We start from the raw sequence: 18693 nt of genomic DNA, 5'->3' as shown, positions 1-18693 counted from the left end.
ATCATGAGTACCTACATTTGAGTGCATAAGTTGAACGCTAATCTGCGTCTTTAGCCAGTCGAAGCCCCATATCGGACATAATTATAGACTGGCTGGCGAAGTCACGACGGAAATTCTCTGATTCATCAGGGTCATAGGCAAAGCTGCCCCCGCGAACGGATTTATGCGCTAAGCCCGCTTTTTCATCTTTTGCATTGTTGGGATTATCTGTTGGTCCGTAGCGGTAGAAGGTGTCATCGAAAGCGTCACTGACGAATTCCCCGACGTTACCTGTCATGTCATACAGTCCAAGTTCATTGGCTTGCTTTTGTCCCACCGGGTGGGCGCGGTTGTCAGCATTGCCTGCGTACCAAGCCACATCACTAATGTTGTTTGAACCGCTATAGATAAAGCCTTGACTTTGGTTGCCCCCTTGCGCTGCAAACTCCCACTCAGCTTCGGTGGGTAAGCGGTAGTGCTCGCCAGTGAGTTCATTAAGTTGGCTGATAAAGAAATTGGCTTGTTGCCAACTTAGGTTGTTAACAGGGATGTCATCACCTTGGAAATAGCTGAGTGATGAGCCCATTACGGCGTTAAATAGTGCTTGAGTGACTTCAAATTTGGCGAGGTAGAAGCTGTCAACCGTCACGACGCGTGCAGGTTTCTCCGCTTTTTTAGCATTATCCGCATTAGAGCCCATTTCAAAGCGACCGCCATCAATTAGCACCATGTCGGTATTGATCTGCTGAGCAATGGGGTGAGGTGTGGATGACATGCTGCAAGCAACAATCCCTGTGGCAGACACGGCAGTTATTACTATCGCGGCAAGCGTATATTTGGAACCTAATACTGACATGAACACCTCAAATCATAACCAAATCGAATGAGTACCCATTCTATGTGATCCCTCCATACCCATTGGTTATAAGGGGTATAACAAGCCTTGGCGCAGTGCAGGTTTTATTATGCTTGCTCCTCGAATGTCGCTTGAAAGGTGAGATATGTTAGTCACTCAAGGTCCACAGTTTAATGGTAAGGCGTCTAAGCGCTTACATGTGATGGCAAAGCCTATTGGTGCTGCCTGCAATATTGATTGCACTTACTGTTATTACTTGAGCAAACAGGATTTGCTTGAGTATAAGAAAGGCTGCTCGCCAATGATGGATGACGACACCTTGGAAGCATATATTCGGCAATATATCGAAGGGCAAAATACGCCAGAGATTATCTTTTCGTGGCAAGGTGGTGAGCCAACCATGCTTGGTTTGGCGTATTTCCAGAAGATTGTCGCTTTTCAGCAAAAATACCAACCGGATGGCATCAAGATCTCCAATGACTTGCAAACGAATGGCACATTATTGACTGATGAGTGGTGCCAGTTTCTCGCTGAAAATCAGTTTTTGGTTGGTTTAAGCATTGATGGTCCCGAATTACTTCACAACACCTATCGCACCAATAAAGCGGGGCGTGGCACTTTTAAGCAAGTAATGAAAGCGGTCGCGTTGCTACACAAACACCAAGTGAATTTTGCCACTTTGACTTGTGTGAATAATTTAACCAGCCAAAACCCACTAGAAGTTTATCGTTTTTTGCGCGATGTGGTGAAGTCGCCGCAAATGCAATTTATTCCAATTGTCGAGCAAAAGACGTTCCGCACGACCGCTCCGCAAAAGTGGCACCCGAACGATCAACTTGTTCAAGGTGATGTGCGCTTACAGCCAAGTCATAAAGCATCCGTGGTGGAACCTTGGTGTGTCTCTGCTGAGGCGTGGGGGGATTTCCTGATCGCTATTTTCGATGAATGGGTGAGCAAAGATATCGGCAAAGTGTTTGTGCAATATTTCGAAGCCAGCGTTGAAACTTGGATGGGAAGGAAGAACCCGTTGTGCACCTTGGGCGAGATCTGCGGTAAAGGCTTAGCGATGGAGCCGAATGGGGATGTGTTTACTTGTGACCATTACGTTTATCCAGAATACAAAGTGGGCAATATTCACCATCAAAAGCTGGATGAGATGGCGTATTCCTCACAACAACAGAAGTTTGGTTTCGCGAAATCGCGTACTTTAACTACGCAATGCCAGCAATGTGATTATCGGTTTGCCTGCTACGGAGAATGTCCTAAGAATCGTTTTATTCGCACGAAAGACGGTGAACCTGGCCTTAATTATTTGTGCTCTGGTTGGCATAAGTTCTTCCGACATGCAGACAAGGTGATTGCTTATATCTTGCGGATGACAGGTAATCCGGTTGCTCATGGCAAATATCGTGATGAGTTGGTGGCGGCAAATGCGCGACGCTCACCAGTATTTCCAACCCAGTTTTAGGAGTTAGGTGATGAAGCTAATAACGGTATTAACTATGGCTGCAGTATTAACCTCACAAGCGTATGCCGCTACGAATGATGTGTCCGAGCAAGTGAGCCAAACCAGCATAAATCAACAGCAAAATGTGTTGCTTTCGCAGGCTGATATAGGGGCAGGTGCGTCTGATAGCACTAAATCACAACAAGCGGTATCAGATAAGGCGAGTATGACGCCTTCCACTGCAAGTGCAGAGCAGGTGCAACAGTGGGTCTATATCGCACAGGATAAGCGACAAACAGCGCAAGTGCGTGCCAAGGCCTTACGTCAATTGGCGCCTTATCCAAGTCAGAACAGTTTGGTTGCGGTAGCAAGATCACTTCAAGATGACAGTGATTTAGTACGCGAGGCGGCAGTTATTGCCGCAGAACCTTATCAATTTGCTCATCGCTGGCGTATGTTGTCGCCACTATTACAAGATCAAAGTCAGCAAGTGAGAGTGACGACGACGGCGAATTTGATCCGTGACTTTGGCAAGATGACGCCAGATCAACAGCAGAGCATGACTGTGCCGTTTGAGGAGCTGAAAAACTACCTAAAAGCGCAAACGAACCCTAAGTCGATGTTGTTATTGGCCGATGTTTATCGCTGGCATCAAGACTGGGATAAAGCGCAATCATTGTATGAGCAATTGCTTAAATCTGAACCTCAGAATGTGCAAGTTTGGTTGAGTGTGGCAGATAATCTCCGTGCGCAAGACGAAGATAGCCAAGCCTTAGATGCGTTAAATAAAGCGATAGCATTACAACCTAATGAAGCCAATCTCTATTATTCGAAAGCGCTAACCTTAGTACGTTTAGAGCAGAAGGAAAAAGCGGCCAAGGCCATTGAGCAAGCGGCCCAAATGGCACAAACCAACAGCTATTTTTGGTATCTCAATGGTGTCCTTCAAGAGCCGCTTGATATTGAAAAGTCGGTGACGTCATTTGAGCAAGCGTATTTAATCTCAGGGGCTCCAGAACAACTCTATGCGGTGTGCGATATTTATGTTCGAACCCAAAATAGCAAAACCCAAGCATGCTTAACCGAGCTTGGCAAAATCGCCCCTGATTATGTGATAGAGCAGCTTGAAGCAAAGCGAAAAAAATAACTGTAGCGAATGAAATAGATACTTTAGAGGAGAGGTGAACTCTCCTCTATTGTCTTAGAGCTTGTTATTATAAATATAATGAAAGCGAAAAAGCTCCATTATGCGATGTTTGTCACATTCGAGAGAGGAGGTGATACTCTAACTGGATGTAGTTTCATATCATGCCGTTCAAATTTTCTTTAATATCAACATAATGGCACATAGTACCTCATCATCTACTTCTGGTATTTCCGTTCCAGAACCTGAGCTTAACGATACTGAGCATCTGGTAAGTCAATCATCACATGAAGAGCCACAGGTTCCAATTGACGATGTAATTATTCTTCGATCTCCTCGCTCTGCTGGGTGGGAATTTTTCCTTCATTTTTCTACCTTTGGTATATATACCGCTTTTTGGTTTGTGAAGCGTATCAAGGAATTGTCTTTACTTTCTAAACAGCCTTTAATTTCTTGGACATGGTTTTTTGTGCCAAATCTGGTACCTATTCAGCCATTCGCTTTTCGCCGAATGAATCGTGTGCTTCAGCAATTAGAAAAAGATAACGATAGCTATTATCCAGTGAGTTCCTTTTGGATTTGGGCGCTATCTACAATGGTGCTATCGGCTTATTTGTGGTTGGATTCAGAGTATACAGTCAGTAGTGGTTATTGGGTTGTAGGGCTTTTGCTATGGTCGGTAGCCTATTGTGTTTTGGGAGTACGGTTTAACGCTCTAAAGCGAAAATTAGTAGGAGTCGAATTTAAAGGTAAGCAATCGGGTTACGCCTTTTGGGAATGGTTGCTTGTACTGTTAGGCTTTCCTTTTGTTATGTTGATACTCTTTTACTCAAGTATATTTCCATATACGCCGATTGATGGAGTGGAATCTTTCGCTGATCAAGATGTTTATATTTCACCGGATAATGCTTATCGATTAAAAATCCACGGTGACAGTTGGCGAGAAGTTAAGTCAGGTACTTTTTCGGACGGCTCTGCGGATTTAGAGTTAGCAGGTATGGGTAATGATGCTAATTTTCTTGTGTTTATCTCAGGAAAATCCACAACGATTAATGATATAGTAAATTTTAGAGTTAATGATATTCAATCTACTACTCCTTCTACTAAGTGTCATGAAAAGAGAGTATTACTTAACTCAACTGCAAATGTAATTACTCATGTAACATGTAAAGGTCAAGAAATCTTTGGGCCTAGACTTTATACAATCACTGTTTTTGAATCAGGTGAACATTATTATGAGTTATTAGGTGATTTAAGTACATCAAAGCATTCTTATGTTAAGTACGCAGAAAAAATTAATAAAATGGCAGGGGAGTTTTATCCACTATGAAGATGACTGGTTTTATTCCTTTCTTTGTTTTTTCTGTGTTTATCTGTGGTAATGTGTTTGCTAATGAAGAAATAAAATGGAAAGTTTCTGAATCGGGAGATTTGTTTAACAGAGCACGTGAGTTTCAGCGTCAAATAGAAAAGCCTGAAGAAGTAACACAAATATTGCAGTCTAAAAATGTGAGTGTTGTTGGTGACAATATAACTGAACACGTTAAAGAAATATGGTTTTACCCAAGTTCAAGAGATATTGGTAATCATGCAGACCATTCAATTTACTTTAATGATAGAGTGGAAAGGTTGACGATTATATCGGCCTCATCAATTGATAAGCAAGGCAGTATAAAGTCAATTGAAGCATCGTCATTACAAATATTGGATACTGATAATTACAGGAGTTTTACTGATGACAAAGAAGTTGTCCTTACTATTCCTGGCTTAAGTGAAGGTAGCCTTGCTGTTATAGAGTATGAAATTAGTAGTGATAGGCTGAAGCTGCAAGGTGATTGGTCACAAATCTTCTATACACAAGGCCGTTATCCAATTGCAAACTTAGATATTAATGTCAGTTGGCAACTTGATGAACCACTTTATTGGTCATCAAACAGTAACAATGTGGAATGCAATCAAACGGAAAGTCAACTTTACTGCACTGGTCAAGATATTGCTGCTTTTAAAAATGACAAAGCTATTTTTTGGCGTGACTACATTGGTCAAGTTGCAATTGGTGAGTCTAAAGAATGGCAGCAGGTTGTAAGTATCATTAATGATGAAGTAAATTCTGCACTCAGTGATACTACAGGGCTTGAAGCTTTGTTAGAACAAATTATTGGTGATAATAAAAATATTGAAGATCAAATTAAACTGATCCATGAGTTTGTTGCGCGAGACATTCGTTATGTTTCAATGTCTGAGTTAGGTCATACTATTACCCCTCATGATATCGCGTCGATTATTAAAAATAGATACGGTGATTGTAAGGATAAGTCAGCCTTGTTGCATGCTTTGCTAGAGCGTATTGGTATAGAGTCTTATCCCGTATTAATAGCAACAGATCGAACTCGTGCGGATCAGCTTATTATTCCGACCTTTAGGTATTTTGATCATATTGTGATGTGTTTTGACTATTTAGGAAAGCAATATTGCTTGGACGCTACAGATCAAGATACATTTTGGAAATTTACACCGTCTTGGATTCAAAATAAAGTATCTCTTGTATTAAAATCCAATCAGCAACCGTCACAAATATTGAATAATAAATACCGTTGGAAAATGCATGTATCGACGAGTGTTGAGTTTGATTTGTTAGGGGGACAAGAAGAACATCAAAAACGAACTTATTATGGAGAGTATGCTTCGTCGTATCGTCGCCTGTTGTTACAAAAATCACCATCGGAGCGTGATGAATGGCTTACTCAACAGTATCATAACGAAGTATCAACATATGCTGATCCGCAATTTAATATTGTGAAGTTGGCAAATATGGCGCCAGAGTTGGTTATTAAATCTGAAGCTAAGTTGAGCCCATTTCTGGATGTGAAAAGCGATCTCATTTATGAAGAAAATGATGCATGGCTTAAGGATGAACTTGAACTTCTTCGCTTGGATAATAAGCACTATGAGGAGCATTTTCCTGGGTTAAAAATACAGTCAGAGTATGTTTATGATCTTAGCGAGATATGGAAGATTCAAAAAGTATCGCCAACATTGAGGTTTGATCATAAATTTGGATCAATGCACCGTGAAATTCATGTAACAGACGATGGTAAATTGAAAATTGCGACATTTTTATTAATCCCTCAGCAGTTAATAAAAGCTAGCGAGATTCAGTCTTTTAATCATTTTCTGGATGTTATGCGTCGTGAGTCTTTAATTCAGTTTAAAGGTAAGTTGGCAGAATCGTCGGCTTGATTTGGATTAAGTCATATTCACTCTAAATTAGCCACAAAAAAAGAGCTGATATCAGCTCTTTTTTTGTGTAGGGAAGTACTGAAAAACTAAATTAATTAACGGTTAAGAATAAAATCTTCAATAACTTTTGCGACACCGTGTTCGTTGTTGCTGTCGGTAATGTGGTTAGCAATCGCTTTGATATCGTCGGTAGCATTGGCCATGGCAACACCTAAGCCCGCGTATTCAATCATGTGTTTGTCGTTGCCCGCATCACCCATACAAATGACTTCGCTCGCATCAATACCAAGGTGTTCTGCTAGCATGCCAACACCTGTGCCTTTGTTACTTTTTGGGTTTAGGAACTCTAAGAAAAACGGTGCGCTTTGCACGACAGTGTATTGCTCATAAACGTGTGGCGGTAGTTTTGCAATTGCTGCAGATAGACGCTCTGGCTCGTCAATCATCATCACTTTCATGATGTCTTCGTTGTTATCTAATTCTACAAAATCAAGTTCGGTAATGGTCAGCCCATTAATCTCGGCCTCATGGCGAGTGTACTCGTTGTTTTGCGGTGTGATTAAGCCAAAGCGACGTGAAAATGCATGAACATTCACACCAAGATCTTGACTTAGGCTGGCAAGGTTTTTTGCATCACTGCCTTTAAGAATTTGGCTACGGATCACTTCTTTACTCGCGACGCGTTGAACAAGTGATGCGTTGTAGCTCAACACATAGTCTTGATCGCTATTCATATCCAATTCGGCAAGATATTTGGTCATACCTTCAAGTGGACGACCTGATGCCAGCACTACATGTACGCCTTGTTGGCGTGCTTGGGCGATGGCCTCCTTGGTGCGTGGTGAGATTTCACCTTGAGAGTTAAGCAGAGTGCCATCCATATCTAAAGCAACTAATTTGTACATGTAACCTTTCCAACCGTGAAAATTTTGAGGCGGTATAGTACCCAAAGTTTGTGACAGAAACGACAATTTTATGAGCACATAGTATGTGTGTTACACGGTGATTATTGTCATCTTGAGTAAAGGATTTTTGGCTTATTACGCTAATGCTTTGTTAATTAGGTCGAAAGTAGGGAGGCTAGATAAATCAAAGAAGCCGAGTGTGGCTTCTTTGATGCTGTGTCGCAGTGGGTAGTAAGAACTTGCTAGCGGCTTAGCCAAGGTTCTGTTATGGCAACTTGCTGTTGGTCGAAATCAATTTCGATTTGGCAACCAATCGGCATCGTTAGCATAGGGTGGGTGTGGCAAGCATCAAAACCATTGATGATGGGGATATCTTGACCGTTTAAGATCTCGCGGTAAATATCGATAGGTTGGCGACCTGTTCCTTGGTCTTTGAATTGTTCGTGCTTACCTAAAATAATGGCGCTGACGCGATCAAAGACACCAGCTAGTTTTAGCTGTGCTGTGGTGCGCTCAACGGTTGCCATATCGGATAAGCAGTCTTCTACCAGTAAGATATCGCCTTGCTTAATTTCAGGGAAATAATCGGAGCCTATGATTGCGGTCATCGTATTTTGGTTACCACCGATCAAATGTCCGGAGATCTTACCAGTGCCTAAGAATTCACAGTTGTTCGCTACTAAAGGTTTAGGCTCGGTTTGGCTCTCCCAATCGATAAAGGCATCAGTCCAGAGTTGAGGTTGCTGATAAGTGAAAGGTAAAGGTTGTGGCTGAGTGGCAGCTTGAAAAGCGGCAAAGGTTTCTTCAACTAGCGGCGGCAGTTCACCGAAAGAGGCTACGAGGGCTGGGCCATAAAACGTAATAAGCCCAGTACGCTGATAAATGCCAAGCAGCAGAGCGGTAACATCTGAATATCCAATGATGATCTTTGGATCTTGAATTAAGGCATCGTAATCAATGTAGGGGAGCAATGAGTTACTGTTCATGCCACCAATTGTCGACATGATGCAGCGAACCTGTGGATCGCGGATTAGTGCGTTAAGCTCATCAACACGTTCTTTAATATTGCCAGAACGGTAGTAGTCGGATTGTCCCGTTAATGCCCCAGCTTTAAGCTGGTAACCTTTGCTTTCTAGGAAAGTTTTGGCGCGGGCGAAACGTGTGGGAGCAAAGGCAGTTGCTGGTGAAGAAGGTGAGAAAAATCCAATGGTATCACCGAGTTGTAATGGTGGTGGCTTAATCATGATAAATCCTTTTATTCTTGTGTTTGGTTACTATGTCAAAATAAGTAACTTACTGACAGTATTGCAGTTATTGCCACACCGTCAAGAGTCAGTAGCTATTCCATCTTTGTCTCTTTTTCAGTTGTTTTTTCTTTGTTTATCACAAGCGAAATAAAATATATTTGTACGGCTTTGCTATGATGGAGCTTCATGGATAAGGAGAGAAGATGTTAGCGATTGAAGCCCAGTGTGAAGCATGGATAGATAGCTTAGCCCAAACCGATGCCGCGCATGACAAAGCCCATATTCAACGGGTGGTGAAACTGGCTCGACAACTTGGTCAGCAAGAGTTGGCCGATCTTAATATCGTGCTACCCGCCGCATGGTTACACGATTGTATTACGATGCCGAAAGATCATCCTGAGCGCCATTTAAGTTCACAATTCGCCGCTGACGCGGCAATCGAATTCTTAGTTAAACAAGGTTATCCCGAGCAGTATTTGGCGCCAATCCATCATGCAATCATGGCACACAGTTTTAGCGCCAATATTGTGCCTGAAACTCTAGAGGCTAAAGTGGTGCAAGATGCCGATCGATTAGATGCGCTTGGGGCGATTGGGGTTAGCCGTTGCATGCAAATTAGCGGTATTTTGGGTTCAGCCTTGTATAGCTCAGACGATCCTTTCTGTCGAGAACGTCAACCCGACGACAAGACTTTTACCATAGATCATTTCTACGTTAAGTTATTCAAGATTGCAGAAACACTAAATACTCAAGCAGCAAAACAAGAAGCGGAGCAACGTGTGAGCTTCATGAAGTGCTATCTTGATCAACTTGAACGCGAAATTGTGTGACAGGGTAACAACAAGTATGGCATTAGTGATTGATAACTTGACCTCTGGCTTTGAAGCGAGTGCCATTCTTGCGCCGAGCTTTCAATTATCAGCGCCTCAGCATTTGGCAATATCAGGCCCGTCAGGGTGTGGGAAGAGCAGCCTATTACGCATATTGGCAGGACTTGCCGCACCCAAGTCGGGTCAGTTTCGCTGGCAAGACACAGTGATTACTGCGGACAATATTCGCTGGTGGCGGCAACAGATTTGTTATTTGCCTCAACAAGCCGTAATGGGCGGTGAAACGATCTTCAATGTGCTTTGTTTACCGTGGACAATGCAGGCCATGCAAAGTCAGGCTCCCTCTGAGGCTGAGTGTTTACATGCTCTTGAGAAAGTAGGGCTACGGCATGGGCTAGATAAGGACGTTGAGCCGTTATCTGGAGGAGAAAAACAGCGTTTGGCGATAGCACGGGCAATATTAATGAAACGCCCCGTATGGTTACTTGATGAGCCGACGTCAGCGCTGGATTTGGCGAGTCGAGATCGGGTGATCGCACTGTTAGCGGATCTTGAGGTGATCAAAATATCGGTATCTCACGATCCGCATTGGTTGATCCATTGTGATCATGTGTATGACATGCAACAGATAAATAGCGAGCCTGATACTCAAAAGAAAGAAATTAGCGATAATAGAGATACTAAATCAGGCGAGGCTAGTCAGCAGGGTACTTCGCGTCGTGCGGGAGGCTTGTCATGAGTGAAACCGTAGCTATTAGCGCATGGGGGATGGGCAGTTTCTACCTTCTCTTACTTATTCCATTGGCTTTATTCTCTCGTTGGCAGCTTGGATTATCACGTAGCATAGTGACTGCTGTACTGCGTATGACCCTGCAGCTTGCTGTGGTTGGTATTTATTTACAAACCTTGTTCGATTTTCAAAGCCCAGTTTTAAATCTAGTGTGGCTTGGCGTAATGGCGACAGTGGCTGGAGCGAGTATTTGTAAGCGTGCCGGCTTGCCGCTAAAGCAAGTGCTGCCTACGGTGCTTACAGGGCAAATTGTTTCGCTTGGCGTGGTATTACCAATGGTGTTGATGGTTGCTATTCAGTTAGAGCCTTGGTGGCAGGCGCAATATTTGATTCCTGTAGCAGGTATGCTGTTAGGTAACAGTTTAGCGGCCAATGTGTTGGCATTAGAACGTTGGCATAGCAGTTTAAAAAGCCGCATGAATGAATACCAATATTATTTAGCTTTAGGAGCGCCACATCCTGCGCAACCCTTTGTTAAAGAAGCGCTTAAAACCGCACTGATGCCGCAACTTGCTTCGATGACGACGCTGGGGATTGTGAGCTTACCCGGCATGATGACGGGGCAAATTCTAGGAGGAACCGCGCCATTGCTGGCAGTGAAATATCAATTAGTGATCATGGTTGCGATCTTTCTTGCTGCGGTATTTTCTGTTGCTACAACTTTAACTTTGGTCAACCGTTTTGCATTTAATGCTTATGGGCAATTACGGTTGTAGTTATTGCGCCAATGTTGAGGCTAGAAATACAAGTGTGAGTAGCAAAAACAGCGCTTTTAAGCGCTGTTTTTGTATCTGCTTTGGCTGCCTTTCGGTAACAAAGAGGGCTAAACAAAGATGGTTTATGCGTTTAGCTTGTTTTGCGGTAGCAGTGGTAGATTGGTTTGAACTTGTTGCTCTAAATCGTCGATGAACTCGTAGCGAAGACGATACATTTTACGCTTGCGTGATACGACATCGGCAAAATCATGACGAACAGATTGTGAAGTCATGATAGACCAAGCGGCGTTATATGCTTCACCGCCGTGCTCTGTGATTAGGCTATCAAGGTCGAAGCTACGACGGCTTTGAGTTTTACGCTTTGATTGATATACGTGGTGCGAGTTTGATACCGCGTAAATGTTTTCACACCCAAAGTGACGAGCCATGATTTTTACGTATTCGATCATCAGTGATTTAGGGCGTAGACCATGGCAACCACGAGTCAGGCTTTTCGTAATTTCGTTCTTATCACGTGAACCTTGTACCGTACCTAAGTAAAGACAAGGTTGACGTTTTTCATCTGTTCCTAGAGTAACAGGCGCAGAGTAAATGCGTTGGTCATTTTGGCGTAGGGCTAGAGTAAGCTCACCTTCCCGCTCGTGGAAGTTTTCGTACGATAGTGTCAGATCAAAAGGGATTTCGCGACATTCAAATTGGGCGACACTGAATCGTTGAGTATAGATATTCTCAAGCTGCTGCAGGCTAACAAGCTGACACAAACGATCGTAGTGTTCCACGATAAGGTGGATACGATCACGTGAGGAGAATTGCGTATTAAGGAAGCTACGGAGTGGCTTTTCGATAATTCGAGGGTAATTTTTTAGTACCGTAGGAATTAAAGGATGACTATTGATTTGAGATTTAAGCAAACGGTAGTTTGAGTATTGAATTGTCGCTCGGGAAACAAACTTGATGCGGTTCAGTTGCTCTTTGAAGGAATTCTTTGGATATAGACAAGTGGCAAAGCCCCATGCTGTGTTTGGTAATGTATTCATCGGCTTATCTCTAAAATACGCAAGTTATAAATTAAGATGTAATATTTATTTTATAAATTCCATTCTCCAATTTAACTGCGTTCTCGCTTGTCTAATTGGAATAAAACGATATTTTATTTTTGGGGTTGTACTATTTCAAATACTATTTTAAAAATATCTCAATATAATCCTTAAGGGATGTTCTATTGCGTATCATTGGGTGGATCAATAAGAGCATTATTGCACTTGTATGCGTTTTTTGTGGTAAGCATAGGTTATATATGTATATTTTCATTTTGTAAGCAATTTGTCGCTATGCTTTTTGTTGCGTATTTTGAGGGGTGAAATTCAACAAATAATAATAGATTGTCGTCAAACCTCTTTGTTTGATAGTTAATGAAATTAAGTTTCTTCTTCACTCTGATTGCATTGAAAATAATAACATCTCACTAAGCCAATAATGGTGAAGTTTATAAATTGATATTGAATTTCAATAACTGGCTTGTGTAGATAATAAAAAATGCATGGGTGTTAATATCATAAACATAAGCGATTTATTTAAATTCAGGGTTTATGCTTCTTTTTTAATTGTTTATTTGGGAATAAGAAAGAGTGAAAAATGTCACTTCATTTATTAGTTAATCAAGATAATCCTTAATACTTTCATTGACTAAGAATGAAGTAAATTGTGGTAGCGATTTTTACTCACAACCATAAATTACAAAGCTTGATGACTTTACAGTCAGTAGCCATAAGCGTTAGTTTAGTTTGTGGTGACTTATCGATAGATGTTTAAAGATTAGACTCGGATTAGCCTAGAACGTTTGATTAGGTTGCTCTTGTAAATGGTAACAGCGAAAAGGATATCAGCTTGAATTATCAAATTTTATTGGTGTTTATACCCACCTTTTTCTTTGTCTCTATTACCCCAGGTATGTGCATGACATTAGCACTGGGACTTGGCATGAGTGTTGGCTTTAAGCGAACACTTTGGATGATGCTTGGTGAAGTCGTAGGCGTAGCTGTGGTTGCTGTTAGTGCGGTGTTAGGGATAGCCGCCATTATGGTGAAGTTGCCGTGGTTGTTTGTGATTTTTAAAATCATTGGTGCTGCATACTTGGCTTACTTAGGCTACGAAATGTGGCAATCTCGCGGCAAAATGGCGCTAAGTGATCTCGAACCTCAAACTGAAACCAGCAGTAATGTTGGGCTGATCCTTCAAGGTTTTGTTACTGCGATTGCTAATCCGAAAGGGTGGGCATTTATGATTTCGTTGCTGCCACCGTTTATTAACCCGCAAAATGATTTTGTTGTTCAATTGAGCTTGCTAGTTAGCATTATTATGTTGTCAGAGTTTATCTGCATGTCGATTTACGCGGCAGGAGGGAAAGCCTTACGTCAATTACTACTGAATCAGCAGAATGTCAAAATGATGAACCGTATTGCGGGCAGCTTGATGTTTGGGGTTGCGGTGTGGTTACTACTGAGCTAACTCAATTCAGCGACTGTATTGAATGGGCAGTCGCTGAACTGATGTAAAGCATAGCAGCACCTGAAGTGAGAGCTGTTAATACAATGGCTTATTGTATTAACTAGCGTAGTAGCTGAGGTAGTCAGGATGCTCAGCTTTGATAATGTTTTGCATGACTTTGATGATCATCGCTTGATGTTCAGGCGGCACTCCTTCCATGCTTCCTTCTAGTTCTTGATAAATAATCGGATTCAATTCATCAAGCAACTTTTTACCGTACTCAGTCAAGTGCAGCTTTTTTGCGTTTTTGTGTAAAGGATCTGGGGTCGAGCAGATCAAGTCATTCTTCTGCGCATGTTTAATTAAGCTGGAAATTGTTCCTTTGCTTCGTAACATACGATCAGCCAACATCGATGGACGAAGCCCTGTCTCTTTATCTAATTCCATTAATAGGAAAAGCTGCTCGATGTTAACTGACTCATGAACTTCGGCTATGCGAGCTGAAATACGATTATAAATTAGACGAGTAGCGATCCAGCTAGCACCTGCTGCTGTATCATGAGGCTCAGGGAAATTGCTCATAGAAATTCTCAAGAAAACTGATGCCAAGGATAATAACTCAAGGTTTGTAGTTAAACAATGCCTTTAGTGTATTATTTGCAATGATTTATTTTATGTTGTTTTTGAAAAAAAGTAATAAGAATGACTTATGATGCTTCACTTCATCTAAGGTGGTAAAAACAATGAAAGTAAAATATTAAAGGCAGGTTTGGAATATATGTTTGTTGTGATTTTGAATATGTGGTTTGTAATTCAAAACTCGATTTTATTCGTGTTTGGTATAGTTTTAACACTTTATTATATTGTTTTGTTTAAGACTCGATTAAATAACGATTGGTGTTTGTCTTGTTTGTAAATCGATCACAACGAGTAAGTGATAGGAGCAATTAGGCTGCATTTAGCAGCCTAATCGGTCTAGAAAAATGATAGCAGATGAAGTTATGTTATCGACAGTCTATTTGTTGTATTCCTCTTTTTTATCATGACGTTAAGTCTGGAAGTTAAAAGTCCCAATCCTCATCTTCGGTCGCTACTGCTTGCCCAATAACATAAGAGGAGCCTGAGCCTGAAAAGAAATCATGGTTTTCATCTGCATTCGGTGACAGGGCAGCCATAATGGCTGGATTGACTTGGCAAGTCTCATCGGGGAATAAAGGTTCAAACCCTAAGTTCATTAATGCTTTATTAGCATTGTAATGAAGGAATTGTTTAACGTCTTCAGTAAGACCAACATCATCATAAAGTGATTCAGTGTAAGCAACCTCTATTTCATACAAATCTAATAGAAGCTCATAAGTGGTATTTTTTATTCTTGTTTTCTCGGTTTCAGGTAATTGGTTGTAGCCAATTTGAAACTTATAGCCAATATAATAACCGTGCACGGCTTCATCGCGAATAATTAAGCGTATTAGGTCGGCGGTATTGGTGAGTTTGGCACGGCTTGACCAATGCATAGGTAGATAGAAACCAGAGTAAAATAAAAAACTTTCTAAAAACACGCTGGCTACTTTTTTATGCAGTGGGCTAGCATGGTTATGGTAATAATCTAATATCTTCTGTGCTTTCTGCTGTAAATACGGGTTTTCTTCCGACCAACGAAAAGCCTCGTCTATTTGCGGTGTAGTACAAAGGGTTGAAAATACCGAAGAGTAGCTCCGAGCATGTACCGCTTCCATAAATGCAATATTGGTGAGTACCGCTTCTTCATGAGGGGTGATTGCATCGTGAATAAGCGATGGTGCTCCGACAGTATTTTGGATGGTATCGAGTAGCGTTAACCCAGTAAACACGCGAATGGTTAAGCTTTGCTCTGCGTCTGTCAGTTGTTCCCACGTAGTGATGTCGTTAGATAGTGGGATTTTCTCTGGTAGCCAGAAATTCACTGTCAGGCGATTCCAAATCTCAAGATCTTTGTCGTCCTCTAGTCGATTCCAGTTGATAGCCTTAACACTATGCTTGTTGTCCTGACTGACAGGGGCTTTCGTTTCCATGATGATTCCTTTTAAAGTGTGCAAGAGACGCAGCCATCGACTTGAGTACCTTCGAGTGCTTTTTGGCGTAAGCGAATGTAATAGAGCGTTTTTATCCCTTTTTTCCATGCGTAAATCTGAGCTTTGTTGATATCGCGGGTGGTTGCATCGTCATTAAAAAACAAAGTCAGCGATAACCCTTGGTCAACATGCTGGGTGGCAGCGGCATAGGTATCGATAATGGCTTGAGGGCCAATTTCATAAGCGTCACGGTAATATTCGGCGTTTTGATGATTAAGATATGGGGCAGGGAAGTAGACCCGTCCAATTTTGCCTTCTTTACGGATTTCAATTTTGGCGGTGATAGGGTGGATAGAGGCTGTTGCATCATTGATATAGCTGATTGAGCCTGTTGGTGGGATGGCTTGTAAGTTACGGTTGTAAAGGCCGTGATCCATTACCTTTTGGCGTAATATTTGCCAATCTTGCTGACTAGGAGGGATGAGTTTAAAGCGCTCAAACAGGGCTTTGATTTTTGATGTTTGAGGGATAAACGCTTGCTTAAGGTATTTATCAAAAAATGCGCCAGAGGCATAACTCGATTGTGCAAAGCCATCAAAGCTGGTGCCACGCTCAATTGCGAGTTGATTTGAGGTTCGCAGGCAGTGGTAGAGCACAGTAGCAAAATAGACATTAGTAAAATCCAGTGCGGCTTCACTTCCGTAATGGATCTGCTCACGAGCTAGAAACCCGTGTAAATTCATTTGCCCTAAGCCAATGGCATGGCTAGCGTCATTACCATGTTGTACGGAAGGCACGCTGGCGATAGCACTCATTTCCGACACGTTATTGAGGGCTCTTACCGCAACTTCTACGGTATTGGCGAGTGCATTGCCATCAAGGGCTTTTGCAATATTGATCGAACCTAAGTTACACGAAATATCTTTGCCTAGTTCGGCATAGCTAAGATCATCATTAAAGGTTGAGGCTTGGTTAACTTGCAAGATCTCTGAGCAGAGGTTCGACATACTGATCCGCCCTTCAATTGGATTCGCACGATTAACTGTGTCTTCAAACATAATGTAGGGATAGCCTGACTCGAATTGGATCTCTGCCAAGGTTTGGAAAAAGGCACGGGCATTGATTTTGCGCTTATGGATGCGCACATCATCGACCATTTGGTGGTAATACTCGCTGATGCTGATTTCAGAAAAAGGCACCCCATAAATACGCTCAACATCATAGGGTGAGAATAAATACATTTCTTTATTTTGCTTGGCGAGTTCGAAAGTAATGTCTGGGATCACGACACCAAGGCTCAAGGTTTTGATCCGAATTTTCTCGTCAGCATTTTCACGTTTGGTATCGAGGAAGCGCAAAATATCAGGATGGTGTGCGTGTAAATAAACGGCGCCAGCCCCTTGCCTTGCCCCTAATTGGTTGGCGTACGAGAAACTGTCTTCTAACAGCTTCATGACGGGGACGACACCTGACGATTGATTTTCGATCCCCTTAATTGGTGCACCTTGTTCTCGAAGGTTAGTTAGCATCAGGGCTACACCACCGCCGCGTCGTGACAGCTGTAGCGATGAATTCACCGCTCGCCCGATACTTTCCATGTTGTCTTCAACTCTTAATAAAAAGCATGAGACCAGCTCACCACGACTCTTTTTACCTGCATTAAGAAAGGTTGGCGTCGCGGGTTGGAAGCGCCCAGTGATGATTTCGCTCATCAGCTTCTTTGCCGCTGTTTCATCACCCTTCGCCAGTGTTAGAGCCACCATTACGACTCGGTCTTCAAACCGCTCTAAGTAACGTTTGCCATCCCATGTTTTTAGGGCGTAAGAGGCATAGAACTTATAAGCCCCTAAGAACGTGCGAAACCGAAACTTATATTCGTAAGCATCAGCCCAGATAGCGGTTTGAAAATCGGTGGAGTATTGCGCTAATACGTCGCCATCGTAGTAGCCTTCATCAATTAAATAATCGAGTTTTTCCCGTAGGTTGTGAAAGAAAACCGTGTTTTGGTTTACGTGTTGGAGGAAGTATTGCCGCGCTGCATGTTTATCGGCATCGAACTGAATTTGCCCTTGGCTATCGAGTAAGTTCAGCATCGCGTTTAGCGCGTGATAGTCCAAGTTGTTATCGAACGTTTGGTCAAAATGGTTCATAGCGAGTACTCATTCGGTTAAGGCAACGAAAGATCCCTTTCTGGGTGTGTAGTCAGAGGTTCTTGTAAAGGCGGAGTTTGTATCTGTTTGCTTTGGCTCGGTGCGCTATTTTGCGGCTCTGTCTGGCGTTGATGATGCCAAAATTGTGTGATCCCACGGCGTACCGTCGCGACATCACTTGCTGTGCCTGAGAGTTCAAAGCGATACAAAATGGGGACGTGGCATTTGCTGGCAATAATATCGCCAGCCTGAGCGAACAAGTGACCAAAGTTACGATTGCCAGAGGCAATAACACCTCTTATTTGCTGTCGAACCTTGGTGTTGTTGATAGCATGGATCACGGCTTTAGGCACTGCTCCGATACCTTTACCATCGGCGTACGTTGGACAGATCAAAATAAAAGGCTGGTTGATTATAGAAAGTTCACCGACGGGCGGTTCAGGTAGCCTTATCGCGGGCATTTGGAGCTGTTCAACAAAGCGGTGCGTGTTACCAGAAGAGCTAGAGTAATAAACGATCATTGTGTGATCCTATTGATTAAATCAGGACGAAAACCAGACCAATGATCTTTTCCTGCTACCACGACTGGCGCTTGACGATAACCTAATGAAAGTACGTGCTCTTGGGCTGCGCTGTCTGTCGATAAATCAATATAGCGATATTGAATCCCTTTGCTCTCCAGTGCTCTTTGAGTTGCCGTGCACTGCACACAAGCAGGCTTTGAATACACAATGATGTCCATAATTTACTCCTTTTAAATTCATGGTAATAATAATTATTATCATCCGTATGTCAATATGTGGTGTTTTAATTTGCTTTGTGATCAATATGTGGTGTTGGTAGGTCATTTC

Annotated in this window: 16 protein-coding genes and 1 pseudogene; 8 read left to right on the top strand and 9 right to left on the bottom strand. The window is 42.3% G+C overall.

What is annotated here, in order from left to right; genetic code table 11:
* Nucleotides 1-37 precede the first annotated feature (37 nt).
* Nucleotides 38-745: pseudogene (locus A3K86_RS16695) on the bottom strand (formylglycine-generating enzyme family protein); the annotation flags it as partial.
* A 235-nt stretch (nucleotides 746-980) separates the two neighbouring features.
* Here A3K86_RS16695 and A3K86_RS16690 point away from each other — a divergent pair.
* The 4 genes from A3K86_RS16690 (at nucleotide 981) to A3K86_RS16675 (ending at nucleotide 6666) form a co-directional block, all read left to right on the top strand.
* Nucleotides 981-2303, top strand: a complete 1323-nt coding sequence (locus A3K86_RS16690) for an anaerobic sulfatase maturase (RefSeq protein WP_068333697.1) — start codon at nucleotides 981-983, stop codon at nucleotides 2301-2303.
* A 34-nt stretch (nucleotides 2304-2337) separates the two neighbouring features.
* On the top strand, nucleotides 2338-3429 hold the full coding sequence (locus A3K86_RS16685; protein ID WP_107270275.1) for a tetratricopeptide repeat protein: 1092 nt from the start codon (nucleotides 2338-2340) through the stop codon (nucleotides 3427-3429).
* Between the two features lie 193 nt (nucleotides 3430-3622).
* Nucleotides 3623-4756: a hypothetical protein gene (locus tag A3K86_RS16680; protein ID WP_068333694.1), complete on the top strand. Its 1134-nt coding sequence runs from the start codon at nucleotides 3623-3625 to the stop codon at nucleotides 4754-4756.
* A complete protein-coding gene (locus A3K86_RS16675; RefSeq protein WP_068333692.1) occupies nucleotides 4753-6666 on the top strand; it encodes a DUF3857 domain-containing protein in 1914 nt (637 codons plus the stop codon). The genes A3K86_RS16680 and A3K86_RS16675 overlap by 4 nt, the downstream gene beginning before the upstream one ends.
* Nucleotides 6667-6761: 95 nt before the next feature.
* On the opposite strand, the gene yidA is transcribed toward A3K86_RS16675, so the two are convergent.
* Nucleotides 6762-7571: a sugar-phosphatase gene (yidA, locus tag A3K86_RS16670; protein WP_068333689.1), complete on the bottom strand. Its 810-nt coding sequence runs from the start codon at nucleotides 7569-7571 to the stop codon at nucleotides 6762-6764.
* A gap of 242 nt (nucleotides 7572-7813) precedes the next feature.
* Nucleotides 7814-8815: a S66 family peptidase gene (locus tag A3K86_RS16665; RefSeq protein ID WP_068333686.1), complete on the bottom strand. Its 1002-nt coding sequence runs from the start codon at nucleotides 8813-8815 to the stop codon at nucleotides 7814-7816.
* Nucleotides 8816-9021: 206 nt separating this feature from the next.
* On the opposite strand from A3K86_RS16665, the gene A3K86_RS16660 reads away from it, so the two are divergent.
* Genes A3K86_RS16660 through A3K86_RS16650 form a run of 3 tightly spaced genes read left to right on the top strand, consistent with a single transcriptional unit; the run spans nucleotide 9022 to nucleotide 11154 of the window.
* Nucleotides 9022-9648 carry an HD domain-containing protein gene (locus A3K86_RS16660; protein ID WP_068333683.1) on the top strand — a complete coding sequence of 209 codons (627 nt, stop codon included), beginning with the start codon at nucleotides 9022-9024 and terminating at the stop codon, nucleotides 9646-9648.
* Nucleotides 9649-9664: 16 nt separating this feature from the next.
* A complete protein-coding gene (locus A3K86_RS16655; protein WP_068333680.1) occupies nucleotides 9665-10387 on the top strand; it encodes an ABC transporter ATP-binding protein in 723 nt (240 codons plus the stop codon).
* Nucleotides 10384-11154 (top strand): ABC transporter permease, encoded by a 771-nt coding sequence (locus A3K86_RS16650; protein WP_068333677.1) that lies wholly within the window; start codon nucleotides 10384-10386, stop codon nucleotides 11152-11154. The genes A3K86_RS16655 and A3K86_RS16650 overlap by 4 nt, the downstream gene beginning before the upstream one ends.
* 122 nt (nucleotides 11155-11276) lie before the next feature.
* Here A3K86_RS16650 and A3K86_RS16645 read toward each other — a convergent pair whose 3' ends face one another.
* Nucleotides 11277-12191, bottom strand: coding sequence for a VirK/YbjX family protein (locus A3K86_RS16645; RefSeq protein ID WP_068333674.1), 915 nt, complete (start codon nucleotides 12189-12191; stop codon nucleotides 11277-11279).
* 850 nt (nucleotides 12192-13041) lie between these two features.
* Between A3K86_RS16645 and A3K86_RS16640 the strand changes: the two genes are divergently transcribed.
* Complete coding sequence (locus A3K86_RS16640) at nucleotides 13042-13662, top strand: LysE family translocator (protein WP_068333672.1); 621 nt, start codon at nucleotides 13042-13044, stop codon at nucleotides 13660-13662.
* 96 nt (nucleotides 13663-13758) lie between these two features.
* On the opposite strand, the gene A3K86_RS16635 is transcribed toward A3K86_RS16640, so the two are convergent.
* The 5 genes from A3K86_RS16635 to nrdH all read right to left on the bottom strand — a co-directional run bounded on the left by A3K86_RS16635 (nucleotide 13759) and on the right by nrdH (nucleotide 18584).
* The gene (locus A3K86_RS16635) at nucleotides 13759-14223 is read right to left on the bottom strand and encodes a MarR family winged helix-turn-helix transcriptional regulator (RefSeq protein WP_068333668.1); all 465 of its coding nucleotides are present in this window, start codon (nucleotides 14221-14223) and stop codon (nucleotides 13759-13761) included.
* Between the two features lie 479 nt (nucleotides 14224-14702).
* Nucleotides 14703-15692: a class 1b ribonucleoside-diphosphate reductase subunit beta gene (gene nrdF, locus A3K86_RS16630; RefSeq protein ID WP_068333665.1), complete on the bottom strand. Its 990-nt coding sequence runs from the start codon at nucleotides 15690-15692 to the stop codon at nucleotides 14703-14705.
* 11 nt (nucleotides 15693-15703) lie between these two features.
* Nucleotides 15704-17842 (bottom strand): class 1b ribonucleoside-diphosphate reductase subunit alpha, encoded by a 2139-nt coding sequence (gene nrdE / locus A3K86_RS16625; protein ID WP_068333661.1) that lies wholly within the window; start codon nucleotides 17840-17842, stop codon nucleotides 15704-15706.
* A gap of 17 nt (nucleotides 17843-17859) precedes the next feature.
* Nucleotides 17860-18363: a class Ib ribonucleoside-diphosphate reductase assembly flavoprotein NrdI gene (gene nrdI / locus A3K86_RS16620; protein ID WP_068333658.1), complete on the bottom strand. Its 504-nt coding sequence runs from the start codon at nucleotides 18361-18363 to the stop codon at nucleotides 17860-17862.
* On the bottom strand, nucleotides 18360-18584 hold the full coding sequence (gene nrdH / locus A3K86_RS16615) for a glutaredoxin-like protein NrdH (RefSeq protein ID WP_068333654.1): 225 nt from the start codon (nucleotides 18582-18584) through the stop codon (nucleotides 18360-18362). Before nrdH ends, nrdI begins: the two co-directional genes overlap by 4 nt.
* Nucleotides 18585-18693 lie beyond the last annotated feature (109 nt).

Source organism: Photobacterium jeanii (assembly GCF_001650345.1).
Lineage (GTDB): Bacteria > Pseudomonadota > Gammaproteobacteria > Enterobacterales > Vibrionaceae > Photobacterium > Photobacterium jeanii.
The sequence above is the reverse complement of the archived record's forward strand: the minus strand, read 5'-3'. Positions and strand labels throughout refer to the sequence as shown.

Excerpts from the sequence above, each read along its gene's own strand:
- A3K86_RS16675 (WP_068333692.1), top strand. The coding sequence starts at position 4,753 with ATGAAGATGACTGGTTTTATTCCTTTCTTTGTTTTTTCTGTGTTTATC.
- yidA (WP_068333689.1), bottom strand. The coding sequence starts at position 7,571 with ATGTACAAATTAGTTGCTTTAGATATGGATGGCACTCTGCTTAACTCT.
- nrdF (WP_068333665.1), bottom strand. The coding sequence starts at position 15,692 with ATGGAAACGAAAGCCCCTGTCAGTCAGGACAACAAGCATAGTGTTAAG.
- A3K86_RS16685 (WP_107270275.1), top strand. The coding sequence starts at position 2,338 with ATGGCTGCAGTATTAACCTCACAAGCGTATGCCGCTACGAATGATGTG.
- nrdE (WP_068333661.1), bottom strand. The coding sequence starts at position 17,842 with ATGAACCATTTTGACCAAACGTTCGATAACAACTTGGACTATCACGCG.
- A3K86_RS16655 (WP_068333680.1), top strand. The coding sequence starts at position 9,665 with ATGGCATTAGTGATTGATAACTTGACCTCTGGCTTTGAAGCGAGTGCC.
- A3K86_RS16665 (WP_068333686.1), bottom strand. The coding sequence starts at position 8,815 with ATGATTAAGCCACCACCATTACAACTCGGTGATACCATTGGATTTTTC.
- A3K86_RS16660 (WP_068333683.1), top strand. The coding sequence starts at position 9,022 with ATGTTAGCGATTGAAGCCCAGTGTGAAGCATGGATAGATAGCTTAGCC.
- A3K86_RS16650 (WP_068333677.1), top strand. The coding sequence starts at position 10,384 with ATGAGTGAAACCGTAGCTATTAGCGCATGGGGGATGGGCAGTTTCTAC.
- nrdI (WP_068333658.1), bottom strand. The coding sequence starts at position 18,363 with ATGATCGTTTATTACTCTAGCTCTTCTGGTAACACGCACCGCTTTGTT.
- A3K86_RS16690 (WP_068333697.1), top strand. The coding sequence starts at position 981 with ATGTTAGTCACTCAAGGTCCACAGTTTAATGGTAAGGCGTCTAAGCGC.
- A3K86_RS16680 (WP_068333694.1), top strand. The coding sequence starts at position 3,623 with ATGGCACATAGTACCTCATCATCTACTTCTGGTATTTCCGTTCCAGAA.
- A3K86_RS16635 (WP_068333668.1), bottom strand. The coding sequence starts at position 14,223 with ATGAGCAATTTCCCTGAGCCTCATGATACAGCAGCAGGTGCTAGCTGG.
- A3K86_RS16645 (WP_068333674.1), bottom strand. The coding sequence starts at position 12,191 with ATGAATACATTACCAAACACAGCATGGGGCTTTGCCACTTGTCTATAT.
- nrdH (WP_068333654.1), bottom strand. The coding sequence starts at position 18,584 with ATGGACATCATTGTGTATTCAAAGCCTGCTTGTGTGCAGTGCACGGCA.